Here is a 13,842-nt window from a genome sequence, read left to right as displayed (position 1 = left end):
TTTCCTGAGAGGGCTTTTAATTCAAGTTAAATTCGACTAGTTTTCAACAGAAACCTTTGCCGCAACTTCTGCTTCGCTAGCTGCCACTTTGGCTTCTAATTGCTTTAACTCGTCTACTGGAGTAACAATGAAGTCCTTGTATCTGCGCACTCCCGTTCCCGCAGGAATCAAGTGTCCAACTATTACATTCTCCTTCAAGCCATCCAATGTATCTTGTTTTGCACGAATCGATGCCTCAGACAACACCTTCGTGGTTTCCTGGAAGGATGCTGCCGAGATGAATGACTCAGTACCCAAAGATGCCTGTGTAATACCTTGCAAATTTGCTGAAGATACTGCTGCATGAGCATCACGTACTTTCATCACTTTCATATCTCTACGCTTCAATGAGGAGTTCTCATCACGTAAAGCACGAGCAGAGATAATCATACCTGGCTTGTACTTATCTGAATCACCTGATTCTGTGATCACTTTCTTATCCATGATCTGGTCATTCTCCTCACGGAAGGCAAAACGATCTACGTTTTGACCCTGTAAGAATTGAGTATCACCTGGATCCAAGATTTCAACCTTCTGCATCATCTGACGAACGATACACTCAATATGCTTATCGTTGATTTTTACCCCTTGTAAGCGGTATACATCTTGGATTTCATTTACTAAGTATTCTTGTACCGCTGTTGGTCCTTTGATTGATAAAATATCCGAAGGCGTAATAGCTCCATCAGATAATGGCGTTCCAGCACGTACGAAGTCATTGTTTTGTACCAAGATAAACTTAGTCAATGGCACCAAGTACTTACGCTCTGTTCCTTCTTTTGGAGTAACAATGATCTCACGGTTACCACGCTTGATGATACCATAAGAAATAACACCGTCAATCTCAGAAACAACCGCTGGGTTAGATGGATTACGTGCTTCAAATAATTCTGTTACACGTGGAAGACCTCCCGTAATGTCACGAGTTTTACCCGCAGCACGTGGAATCTTCGCAATGATTTGTCCAGCTTTGATTTTGTCTCCTTCATCAATCGCCAAACGAGCACCTACTGGTACGTTATATACCAAATCCTCTTTTCCTTTAGCTACAACCAATACAGAAGGGTTCTTTGTCTTATCCTTAGATTCGATAATCACCTTCTCGCGTAATCCTGTTTGCTCATCTGCTTCCTCTTTGTAGGTATTGTTTTCTTCAATTGCTTCAAACACAACCTTACCTTCAGCTTCAGATAAAATAACCGCATTGTACGGATCCCATGCACAAATCTCTTCGCCTTTCTTAATGGTTTGACCATCTTTTACACGAATCACGGAACCGTATGGAATGTTGCTAGAAATCAACAATTGCTTGTTAGCAGGGTTGATGATCTGAACCTCACCCGAACGACCCATTACGATTTCTACTGGATTTCCTTCTGAATCAGTTGAACTTACCGTACGAACTTCTTCAAAATTGATCACACCGTCAAACTTCGCTTTAACACTTGCATCTAAGGATACGTTTTGTGCTGTACCACCGACGTGGAATGTACGTAATGTCAACTGTGTACCTGGCTCACCGATCGACTGTGATGCAATTACACCAACAGCTTCTCCTTGACCCACCATGTGGCCTGTTGCTAAGTTACGTCCGTAACATTTCGCACAAACACCATTTCTAGTTTCACAAGTTAATACCGAACGAATCTCAACAGATTCAATCGCCGTTTCATCAATTTTGTTAGCTGCAATCTCAGTGATTTCATCTCCAGAAGCTACAATTAACTCATTGCTGATAGGATCATATACATCATGTACAGATACACGACCTAAGATACGCTCAGATAATGGCTCAATGATCTCCTCATTATCTTTCAATGGGAACACCTGAATACCACGCAAAGTACCGCAATCTTCTTCATTCACAATCACATCTTGAGCAACGTCATGTAAACGACGTGTCAAATAACCCGCATCGGCTGTTTTCAAGGCAGTATCTGCCAAACCTTTACGCGCACCGTGTGTTGAAATAAAGTACTCCAATACGTCTAGACCTTCTTTAAAGTTAGATAGGATAGGGTTTTCGATGATCTCACCAACCGAACCTTGTAAGTTCTTCTGTGGCTTAGCCATCAAACCACGCATACCACCCAACTGACGAATTTGCTCACGAGAACCACGGGCTCCAGAGTGCATCATCATGTAGATCGCATTGAATCCTTGGTTGTCCTCTTCCATCTGCTTCATTAATGTCTCGGTAATTTTCGAGTTCACTTTAGTCCAGATGTCAATAACAGCATTGTAACGCTCGTTATCTGTGATTAAACCCATTAAGTAGTTATCCCAAACAGCTTGTACATCTTCCTGAGCCTTCTTCACTAAATGTGCTTTTTCCTCTGGAATCTGAACATCACCAATACCCATCGACAATCCGCCGTGGAAGGCTTGCTGGAATCCTAAATCTTTGATATCATCCAAGAATTGAGCCGTACGTGCCATTCCACAAATTTTGTGAACTTGAGAAATGATCTGCTGCAATTTCTTTTTAGTCAATAATTCATTGATGTAACCTACTTGCTCCGGTACGCAAAGATTGAACAATACGCGTCCTGCAACAGTCTCCACCATTTCGCTTACTAAAGAACCATCTTCCTTACGTACATTCGCTTTAACCACGATGTTCGCATGTTTCGATAATTTCTTTTCGTTCAAAGCAATAACCACTTCTTCAAAACCATAGAAGCGACGGCCTTCACCATCAACTTTATGAGTTTCAGTCGACTTTCTTCCTTTGGTTACATAATACAATCCAAGAACCATGTCTTGAGAAGGTACCGTGATTGGTGCTCCGTTGGCAGGGTTAAGGATGTTATGTGAAGCCAACATCAATAAAGAGGCTTCCAAAATCGCTTCATGTCCTAGTGGAACGTGAACCGCCATCTGGTCACCGTCAAAGTCGGCGTTGAATGCCGTACAAGTCAATGGGTGTAATTGAATCGCTTTTCCTTCGATCAATTTAGGCTGGAACGCTTGGATACCCAAACGGTGCAATGTAGGAGCACGGTTTAATAATACCGGGTGACCTTTCATAACATTTTCCAAAATATCCCAAACGACAGGATCTTTACGATCCACAATTTTCTTAGCAGATTTAACTGTTTTAACGATACCACGCTCGATCAACTTACGGATAACAAACGGTTTGAAAAGCTCAGCTGCCATGTCTTTTGGAAGACCACACTCATGCATTTTCAATTCTGGTCCAACCACAATTACCGAACGACCAGAGTAGTCAACACGCTTTCCTAATAAGTTTTGACGGAAACGACCTTGCTTTCCTTTCAACATATCAGAAAGAGATTTCAAAGCACGGTTACCTTCAGAACGAACTGCGTTTACTTTACGAGAGTTATCGAACAAAGAGTCAACAGCCTCTTGCAACATACGCTTCTCATTACGTAAAATTACCTCTGGAGCTTTGATCTCGATCAAACGCTTCAAACGATTATTACGAATAATCACACGACGGTATAAATCGTTCAAGTCTGAAGTCGCAAAACGACCTCCATCTAATGGAACTAATGGACGTAATTCTGGTGGAATTACAGGTACCATTTTGATGATCATCCATTCTGGACGGTTATCAATACGGCCAATCGACTCACGGAAAGCTTCTACCACCTTCAAACGCTTCAAAGCTTCTGCTTTACGTTGTTGTGAAGATTCTGTATCTGCCGAGTGACGCAAGTCAGCTGATAATTCGTCTAAGTTGATACGAGACAACAACATGTTCAATGCATCAGCACCCATCTTAGCGATGAATTTCTGTGGATCTTCATCCGGCAAATGTTGGTTCTCACGTGGCAACTTATCCAAGATATCTAAGTATTCATCTTCCGTTAAGAAATCCAGGTATTGAGAACCTATCTTTCCTTCCTCAGCATACATACCGGCTTGAACTACCACATATCGTTCATAATAGATCACTTGATCTAATTTCTTAGTTGATAATCCGAGCATGTAACCAATTTTGTTGGGTAAGCTACGGAAGTACCAAATATGCGCTACTGGGACCACTAATTCAATGTGTCCCATACGCTCACGACGTACTTTTTTCTCAGTTACCTCAACACCACAGCGGTCGCAAATGATGCCTTTGTAACGAATACGCTTATATTTTCCACAGTGACATTCCCAATCTTTGGTAGGTCCAAAGATTCTCTCACAGAACAATCCACCCATCTCAGGCTTATATGTTCTATAGTTGATGGTTTCCGGTTGGGTTACTTCACCATTTGAACCTTCTAAGATCGACTCAGGTGAGGCCAATGAAATGGTCACCTTTTGGAAGTCGCTATTCAGCTTTCTAGTCTTTTTAAATGACATTTTCGTTTAATTTTTTTGGAAAATGATGTTAGTTAAGGGCCGTTGCCAGCCCTATGTATGTTTACTCTAGGGTGATTTCTAATGCTAAACCACGTAATTCATGAATCAATACGTTGAATGATTCTGGAATATTTGGTTTTGGCATATTCTCACCTTTTACGATGGCTTCGTATGCTTTAGCACGGCCGATAACGTCATCGGATTTAACAGTCAAAATCTCTTGCAAGATATTCGCTGCTCCGAAGGCCTCAAGCGCCCATACCTCCATCTCACCAAAACGCTGACCTCCAAATTGAGCTTTACCTCCCAATGGTTGTTGCGTAATCAATGAGTATGGTCCAATCGAACGAGCGTGCATCTTATCATCCACTAAGTGGCCCAATTTCAGCATGTAAATAATACCTACTGTTACTGGTTGATCAAATTTATCACCCGTCAAACCATTGTATAAATACGTACGGCCCCAATCTGGTAAACCAGCTAGAGTTAACTCAGCAGCTACTTCTGCTTCAGTTCCACCGTCAAAGATTGGTGTCGCATAACGCTTACCTAATTTTTGTCCAGCCCAACCTAATACAGTTTCGTAAATCTGACCTAAGTTCATACGAGAAGGTACCCCAAGTGGATTCAATACGATATCTACTGGTGTTCCATCTTCCAAGAATGGCATATCTTCTTCACGTACAATACGAGCTACAACACCCTTATTACCGTGACGACCCGCCATTTTATCTCCTACTTTCAACTTACGTTTCTTAGCTACATACACCTTCGCTAATTTCACGATACCTGCAGGCAATTCATCACCCACTTCTAACACGAAACGCTCACGCTTGAATCGACCAGCGATTTCATTACGACGAATGTTGTAGTTCTTAATTAACTGTAAGAAACGAGCATTTAATTCTGCATCAGCAGTAGCTTCCTCTACAATCAAATCAGAAAGTAAATTGGCTTCTTCAGGTACAGCATATGTGCTCTCATCACGGTATAAGTTTTTGTCAGGGAATAATAATTCTTCAATGTTTTTCGCACTGAATTTTACACCCTTCTCAACAATCACCGTTCCGAATTTATGCTTGATTCCGTTAGACGTCTTTCCGTTCAACAAGGCAACAGTCTTGTCAATCATGATACGACGAATGTCTAACAAATCTTTACCATATTGCTTCATCACTTTTTTCAACTCAGCTTTCGACTTCTCACGCTCTTCTTTATCCTTTTTAGGACGAGAGAACAATTTCGTATCGATAACCACACCTTTAAGTGATGGAGGTGCTTTCTTAGAAGCATCTTTCACGTCACCGGCTTTGTCACCAAAGATGGCACGTAATAATTTTTCTTCTGGAGTTGGATCAGACTCTCCTTTTGGAGTAATCTTACCGATTAAAATATCTCCTTCTTTTACATCAGATCCTACGCGAACAACCCCGTTTTCATCCAAGTTACGAACAGTCTCTTCCGATACGTTCGGGATTTCAGAAGTTAATTCCTCTTCTCCACGTTTAGTATCACGAACTTCTAATTCAAACTCTTCAATATGGATGGAAGTAAAGATATCATCACGAACAACTTTCTCTGAGATTACGATCGCATCCTCAAAGTTGTAACCTTGCCATGGCATGAATGCCACTTTCATGTTACGTCCTAAAGCTAATTCTCCACCTTGAGTGGCATATCCTTCGCAAAGTGCTTGTCCTTTTGAAACACGCTCTCCTTTGAAAACAATTGGCTTCAAGTTGATGGTAGTATCCTGGTTCGTTCTACGGAACTTGATCAATTTATACGTCTTAGAAGAACCATCAAAGCTGATGACTTTTTCATCTTCCGTTTGATCATAATTTACCACAATCTTCATGGCATCTACGTACTCGATAACTCCATCTCCTTCGGCAACTACCAAAGTTCTTGAGTCAATCGCTACACGGTGCTCTAAACCAGTACCTACAATCGGAGCTTCTGGTCTTAATAATGGTACCGCTTGACGTTGCATGTTGGATCCCATCAAGGCACGGTTAGCATCATCATGTTCCAAGAAAGGAATCATAGAAGCCGCCACCGAAACAATCTGGTTAGGTGCCACGTCCATATACTGTGCTTCCGATGGATTAACCAATGGGAAGTCACCCTCAAAACGAGCCTTCACTCGATCAGATAAGAATTTACCCGACTTAATATCAATAGGAGCGTTAGCTTGAACAATGTTCTTACCATCTTCTTCCTCTGCAGTCAAATATTGTACATGGCTACTTACATCCACTTTACCACCGTCAATAATACGGTATGGAGTTTCAATAAAGCCCATGGAATTCACTTTAGCATGAACGCAAAGTGAGGAAATCAAACCAATGTTTGGACCCTCTGGTGTTTCAATCGTACACAAACGACCGTAGTGCGTGTAGTGAACGTCACGAACCTCAAAACCAGCTCTTTCACGAGAAAGACCACCTGGCCCTAGGGCCGACATACGTCTTTTGTGTGTAATCTCCGCCAATGGATTCGTTTGATCCATAAACTGAGAAAGCTGATTCGTTCCAAAGAATGAATTAATCACCGAAGACAATGTACGAGCATTGATCAAATCAACTGGCTTGAAATCTTCGTTATCACGTACGTTCATACGCTCTTTGATAGTACGAGCCATACGAGCAAGACCCACACCGAACTGAGCATATAATTGCTCACCTACAGTACGTACACGACGGTTAGATAAGTGGTCAATATCATCCACAACTGCGCGCGAGTTGATCAAACCGATCAAATACTTCACGATTGAAATGATATCTTCCTTCGTCAATACCTTCACATCCATCGGGATGTCGTGGCCTAACTTTTTATTAATACGGTAACGACCAACTTCTCCTAAATCATAACGTTTGTCTGAGAAGAACAAGTTTTGGATGATGTCACGAGCTGTTTGCTCATCCGGTGCATCCGTGTTACGTAATTGCTTATAAATAACTTCAACAGCCTCTTTTTCCGAGTTGGAAGTATCTTTTTGTAAAGTATTGTAAATGATGTTGTAGTCAGAAACGTTCACATCATCTTTGTGAAGAATAACGGTAGAAGAACCTGATTCTAAAATCGTCTCTACTTCATTCTCTGTAATCACCGTATCACGTTCAATCAAGATTTCATTACGGTCAATAGAAACCACCTCACCTGTATCCTCATCTACGAAGTCTTCCTGCCAAGTTTTCAAAACCCTTGCAGCCAAACGACGACCAACGATACCTTTGATGATTTTTTTATCTACTTTGATTTCTTCAGCTAAACCGAATAAATCTAGGATGTCTTTATCATTTCCGTATCCGATCGCACGAAGCAAAACGGTTACAGGGAACTTTTTCTTACGGTCAATGTAGGCATACATGACATTGTTTACGTCCGTAGCAAATTCAATCCAAGAACCCTTGAATGGAATAATACGAGCCGAATACAATTTCGTACCATTGGTATGCTTCGATTGTGCGAAGAATACACCCGGTGAACGGTGTAGTTGCGATACAATAACACGCTCAGCACCGTTGATCACAAAGGATCCACGTTCTGTCATGTAAGGAATATTTCCCAAGAAAACCTCTTGTTCGATGGTTTGGAAATCTTCGTTGTCTGTGTCATTACAGATCAATCGCAACTTGGCTTTTAAAGGCACTGAATACGTTAACCCACGGTCAATACACTCATCTACCGAATATTTCGGCGGATCTACTGAGTAATCAACGAATGAAAGAACGAAATTTTCACGCGAATCCGCGATTGGAAAATTTTCAGCAAATACTTTAAATAAACCCTCGTCCGTGCGATTTTCAGCTGCAGTTTCTAGCTGGAAGAAATCTTGGAAGGATTGGATTTGGATATCCAGAAAATCTGGATAATTGATCACACTCTGCGTTTTCGCAAAGCTGTGTCTTCCGGTGGCAGTGATGTTACTCAAGGCTTTATACGTTTTAATTAATGTGAATAATGGCCCTAGGGGCACAAATTCTCCTCCTTTTGGAAGAGATTAATCAAGCTGAACGCCTCGTAGATGAAAAGATGTGGTGTCCCTTGACCATTTCCCTACGAAAAGAAAAGTTGTTTCGGAACCACTCTTCGGATTTGCCCAGAGGGCTTTAATCCTAAAATAGCCTGCAAAATTACTGATAATTTTCTAATAAACAATAGCTTAGCTAGAAGGCTCCACAAAAAAATACTATTCTTGTCATTATGATGTTCTAAACATGTGGAAAAATAAAGTTCATTATTACCTCCGTTTTACCCTGGGCATGACGCGCTCCGAAATTCTGGGGCTACTCAGTTTATTTATTTTTTTATTACTTGCCGATATCTTTTCCCGTTGGATCGCATACCAAAGTCAACAGCAAATGACGAATTTTTCTCAAACCACTTATTGGACCAAGACTTTGATTGAGATGGAAAAGTCAAATCAACCCCTACGTACTAATTCCAAGAGAAAGTCTCCTTATTATTATGTTGACCATCAATCGTACAAATCCACGTTCTCTTCCAAGGATTTGAAAAGGGACAAAAAGCAAGTTTGGCAGATTGATATCAACCAAGCAGATTCTTTAGCGTGGATAGCCTTGCCAGGTATAGGGCCAGCTTTTGCTAAACGAATTTTAGCTTATCGGGATAAATTGGGGGGCTTTTATCGAACAGCTCAACTGAAGGAGGTATACGGTTTGGATACTCTTTGGATTAATGAACATAGTTCCCAGTTTCATGTCGGCAAAGGAGTGTTTCGACACCTATATATTAATAGGTCAGATTGGAAAGAATTTAGGCATCCTTATTTGCCTTATCGACAAGCCAATTTGATTTTGAATTATCGTAAACAACATGGACTATTTCAAAATTGGGAAGATTTAAAAAAAGTACAGCAATTGGATGAGGCGGTTTGGCAAAGGTTAAGTCCTTATCTTTCATTTGAACCTTGAGAAATATGCCGTACTTTTGTTTAAAATTTACACTTCATTATATATAAGGATATGTCAACTGGATTTTTCAAGGTACCACAACCTACCAATGAACCCATCTACTCTTATGCTGTAGGTAGTTCTGAGCGCCAATTATTACAAGATACACTTCACACATTACGTAATAAACAAGTGGAGGTTTCCATGCGCATCCATGGAAAATCAGTTCAAGGATCAAAGAAGGTGGCCATGACATGTCCACACGATCACCAGCATATTTTAGGTTATTATTATGAAGGAGGGAAAAAAGAAATTGCGGAGGCAATAGATTCGGCTTTATCTGCCAGAGCGGCTTGGGCTGCATTGACTTGGCAAGAACGAGTATCCATCTTTTTAAAAGCCGCTGATTTGTCGGCGAACAAATATCGCATGGAATTGAATGCCAGAACCATGCTAGGGCAATCCAAAAATGCTTATCAGGCAGAGATTGATTCAGCCTGTGAATGGGTAGATTTCTTGCGCTTCAATGCTCATTATGCCACTCAAATATATGCTGACCAACCGATTTCATCCCCTGGTGTTTGGAATCGATTGGAATATAGACCATTAGAAGGATTTGTATATGCCTTAACCCCTTTCAATTTTACGGCCATTGCTGGGAATTTACCAGCAGCACCAGCGATGATGGGGAATACAGTAGTTTGGAAACCGGCCCCTCAGCAGATTTACTCTGCCGCCTTGTTGATGCAAATTTTGGAAGAAGCAGGTTTACCAGCTGGTGTGATTAATTTGGTTTTTGCTGATGGTCCTGAAGCAGGGGAGGTGGTATTTAAACATCGTGATTTTGCGGGGATTCACTTCACGGGATCTACCAAAGTTTTTCAAACCATTTGGCAGAATATTGGGAACAATATCGCTAACTATAAATCATATCCACGTATCGTGGGAGAAACAGGAGGGAAGGATTTTGTGGTAGCACATGCCTCGGCTGATGTGAAAGCATTGGTAACAGGATTAATCCGAGGCGCCTTTGAATACCAAGGGCAAAAATGTTCGGCAGCTTCAAGAGCTTATGTGCCCGCCAGTTTATGGCCTGCCGTAAAAAGTCAACTGCAAGCTGATTTGGCTAAGATTAAAGTAGGAGGGACCGAGGATTTTGGGAATTTTGTGAATGCGGTCATTGATCAAAAAGCGTTTGATAAGATTACTTCTTATATAGAGGAAGCTAAACATTCGAAGGAAGTGGAAGTCATTGCTGGTGGAGGCTTTGATGCGAGTAAAGGATATTTTGTAGAACCTACAGTTTTGTTGACAACGAATCCCCACTATCGTACCATGGAGGAGGAGATTTTTGGGCCGGTATTGACTGTGTATGTTTATCCAGATCAAGATTGGGCTGCAACTTTACATTTGGTGGATCAAACCTCGGCTTATGCGTTGACAGGAGCCATTTTCTCTCAAGATACTTATGCTTTGTCTGAGGCGGCTAAAGCCTTAGAAAATGCGGCAGGTAATTTATATTTAAACGATAAATGTACAGGAGCGGTAGTGGGCCAACAGCCTTTTGGTGGTGCACGTGCTTCGGGAACGAATGATAAAGCCGGATCCTATTTGAATTTGCTTCGTTGGGTTTCCCCACGTACAGTTAAGGAAGTATTCTCTTCTCCGACGGATTTTAAGTATCCGTTTTTGGGGGGATAAAGTTAAAGATTTTGATTTCAATGCGTTCACCTGATTCAAATAATATGAATAAATTTCATATAATTTGAATCAATATACTCACAATTGAAGTTGGGGTTAAATTAATTATTAGAGACTTTAAAATACTTAACTCGAACTTTGATTTTATTTCTACAATTAAAATCAAATAAAATAGTCCCCAAAATAGGTATCCAATATTTTTGAAATCATTAAAAGTAAAACTAGATATTAATTTGAGGTTTTTTAATTCTTGCGGCATTGGACCATCAATATTTTTCACAAAATGAATTAATACTACTAGGTAAACTAATGAGAAAACTATTACTGGTAATAAAGCGACACTTATTATCTTTGAAAGGGAAGCTTTTTCTTTATCTATATTGAAAAATATAAAAAATATTTGTGTAGTAATGTATATAAATGTGTAAATCAACAGTGGAAATATTGCAGATGTTAAGTTATTTATTTGGAAAATAAAGGATTGAAAAGAATTAAATTTTCCAGTAATGTTCTCTTGCAAAATACCTGCATATACTGAAATTTCATAAAATATTATTGACAAGATTGCAATAGTAAAAATTGTATAAAACCTAGTGAGCTGAAACATATGATTCTAGAAATGCTGCGATTAAAATTATTATGAATCCAAGCACGAATAAGCTAGTGAAATGTTTAAAATTGAATTTCGGTTTTTTGTTTAGAAATATATTTTTAAAAACATAGTTTGTTAAATAAAAACCTAAGGTAGAAGAAATGATGATACCTATTATTTCTATTGAATGAGGAGCTATTCTTTTGTAAAAAAAAGCCGAATCAAGAAAAATTCGATTAATTGTAGTTATTAGATAGCCCAATACAAATCCATTATAGAATGTATTGAGAACAGTAAATAAGCCAAAGGTTAGAAACCCGGAAATATTAATAAAATAAACTAACGAATTATTTTTCAGGATTAATAAAAATAATTCCCATTGAGATAGATTTAAAAATAGTTTGTTGTCATTAGAAAGCAAATTTGGTTTTAATTCAATGAAATGGTTTTTCAAGAAAAAAGCTGTTAAAAACCCGACGATATAAATTGAAATAGATAAATTAAAGAACTTGCTCATTAAATATTTTTTCATTACCTCATTTTAATTGTATTAATTTTCATGTCAAATAGCAGAAAATGGAGTGTTAACAATTTTCTGATTTTACACTCGTCTCATTTAATACTAAAACTCAAGAAGTGTCATGTTTATCCTTAAATTTATTTAATGGAGTTAGCTTTTAAGTTCCGTAGATTTATATGTATAAAATGCAATTCCTAAAACTGATAATATCCCTCCGCATAATGCAACAAAAAAAGCAATGGGAACACTATTATAGTATTTTAACACAATTTCAGCAGGGATTACAGTTGAAATAAATCCAATAAAAAAAGACCAATTGAAAGAAATTGTTTTGATTGGATGTAATTCAGTATTACAGAAATTACAAATTGTTTTACTGTTCTTATTAGTTTTGAATGTTTCCCAGAAGGAGATTTTATTGTGGCAATTATCACAAGTAAAGTAGGATTTTTCGCGCATTTCAGAAGTAGTTATAATTGTTAAAGGTCTTGACTTTTTTCAATTTTGAAATTATAGTATTTTTTTCTTAAAATTTATTTTTTAAAAAATCATGGAGGGTATAAATCCCTCCATAATCATTAGAATCCAGCAGCAATCCCAGCAACTGCGCCAGCAACTGGAGTACCTACAGAACCAACTGCAAATCCCCATGCTGCAGCATCCATGATACCTATTGCTCCGACAGCTGTAGTTGCATTTGCAGATGCGCCTCTTGCACTCATTACGTGAGTTATTGCCAGCCATACTTTACCTGATTTCTGCTGAGGAGATTTTGATAAAGTTGCAAATGCAAAACAAACTGCCATCAATGCAAAACTTGATTTCAAATTTTCCATATTCAGTTAAATTCTAAATAATTGCCCCTACTCTTTTCTGGTTTTTCGGGATACACCAAGCTTGGCCAACTTGATGTAAAGCTCTTGGTTTTTTAAAAGTCCTTTGTAGGGAATGATGTCCTACGGTTCTCCTATTTTCTCCTATTTTTTGAAATATTTCTGTTTTTTAGAGGGAGGGATTCTTCACGAATAGGATCAAGCCTTAAAATTTCGAATGAATCTTCTGAATTCCTTTTTTCCATGGCTTCCAATCTTTCGAGCTATGTTTTCTCGGTGTTTTTTGATGGTGAATTCGGAGATGTGAAGTTCTTCGGCAATCTCCTGGGAGGTATTTCCTTGTTGGATTAGTGAAATAATCTCCAGTTCACGGAGCGTAAAATCTCCATTTTGGACATGTGGATTCATGTAAGTATATTATTAGGGTTAGGTTATTGTGGGAGCAATAATACGGTAAGTTATGAAATAACGAAAGCAGACTAAATTTTTTCAAAAATTTTCTCTTTGATATTCAGCGAATTAGTAATAAATCTCAATTTTTTTTGTGGAATGATTTGGAATAAGGAAAATAAACCTACATCTTTGCACTCCGATTTAGCGACTACAACGGCAGTCGTTCGAAGTACAGAGGCCTTAGGGCTTAAAAAAGAGAAGGAATAAAAAGAGTCGAACTTGTTAAGAGTTCAATTTTTTTTGCCTGAGATTTTTTAAGGAATTAAGGAGAGAAGTACAAAGAGTTCTTTGACGTGTTGATAAAAGGAAAAAGTTCATAACCAGTTAAAATGGTTATGAAGAGAAGAAATAGCATTCAAGACAAGGATAATGACAATTCTTATTTTAATAGTAAGAGCAAAGTCAAACATCCAAAGATTATTTACAATGGAGAGTTTGATCCTGGCTCAGGATGAACGC

8 protein-coding genes are annotated in these 13,842 nt (G+C 39.0%); 2 read left to right on the top strand and 6 right to left on the bottom strand.

Annotated features, from left to right (window positions below):
• Positions 1 to 36: 36 nt before the first annotated feature.
• Positions 37 to 4,365 (bottom strand): DNA-directed RNA polymerase subunit beta', encoded by a 4,329-nt coding sequence (gene rpoC, locus G9H60_RS10430; protein WP_223144004.1) that lies wholly within the window; start codon positions 4,363 to 4,365, stop codon positions 37 to 39.
• Positions 4,366 to 4,426: 61 nt separating this feature from the next.
• Positions 4,427 to 8,302: a DNA-directed RNA polymerase subunit beta gene (rpoB, locus tag G9H60_RS10425; protein WP_223144003.1), complete on the bottom strand. Its 3,876-nt coding sequence runs from the start codon at positions 8,300 to 8,302 to the stop codon at positions 4,427 to 4,429.
• Between the two features lie 286 nt (positions 8,303 to 8,588).
• Between rpoB and G9H60_RS10420 the strand changes: the two genes are divergently transcribed.
• The gene (locus G9H60_RS10420; RefSeq protein ID WP_223144002.1) at positions 8,589 to 9,305 is read left to right on the top strand and encodes a ComEA family DNA-binding protein; all 717 of its coding nucleotides are present in this window, start codon (positions 8,589 to 8,591) and stop codon (positions 9,303 to 9,305) included.
• A 51-nt stretch (positions 9,306 to 9,356) separates the two neighbouring features.
• Positions 9,357 to 10,985, top strand: a complete 1,629-nt coding sequence (gene pruA / locus G9H60_RS10415; protein WP_223144001.1) for an L-glutamate gamma-semialdehyde dehydrogenase — start codon at positions 9,357 to 9,359, stop codon at positions 10,983 to 10,985.
• A gap of 55 nt (positions 10,986 to 11,040) precedes the next feature.
• Here the strand turns inward: pruA and G9H60_RS10410 are convergent, their stop codons facing one another.
• The 4 genes from G9H60_RS10410 to G9H60_RS10395 all read right to left on the bottom strand — a co-directional run bounded on the left by G9H60_RS10410 (position 11,041) and on the right by G9H60_RS10395 (position 13,338).
• Complete coding sequence (locus G9H60_RS10410) at positions 11,041 to 11,547, bottom strand: hypothetical protein (protein ID WP_223144000.1); 507 nt, start codon at positions 11,545 to 11,547, stop codon at positions 11,041 to 11,043.
• Between the two features lie 28 nt (positions 11,548 to 11,575).
• Positions 11,576 to 12,109: a stage II sporulation protein M gene (locus tag G9H60_RS10405; RefSeq protein WP_223143999.1), complete on the bottom strand. Its 534-nt coding sequence runs from the start codon at positions 12,107 to 12,109 to the stop codon at positions 11,576 to 11,578.
• Between the two features lie 566 nt (positions 12,110 to 12,675).
• Positions 12,676 to 12,903, bottom strand: coding sequence for a hypothetical protein (locus tag G9H60_RS10400; protein WP_223143998.1), 228 nt, complete (start codon positions 12,901 to 12,903; stop codon positions 12,676 to 12,678).
• A 225-nt stretch (positions 12,904 to 13,128) separates the two neighbouring features.
• Positions 13,129 to 13,338, bottom strand: a complete 210-nt coding sequence (locus tag G9H60_RS10395; RefSeq protein ID WP_223143997.1) for a response regulator transcription factor — start codon at positions 13,336 to 13,338, stop codon at positions 13,129 to 13,131.
• Between the last annotated feature and the right edge of the window lie 504 nt (positions 13,339 to 13,842).

The sequence above is a fragment of the Aquirufa aurantiipilula genome, assembly GCF_019923745.1.
Taxonomy (GTDB): domain Bacteria; phylum Bacteroidota; class Bacteroidia; order Cytophagales; family Spirosomataceae; genus Aquirufa; species Aquirufa aurantiipilula.
This window is presented reverse-complemented; position numbering and strand designations above follow the sequence as displayed.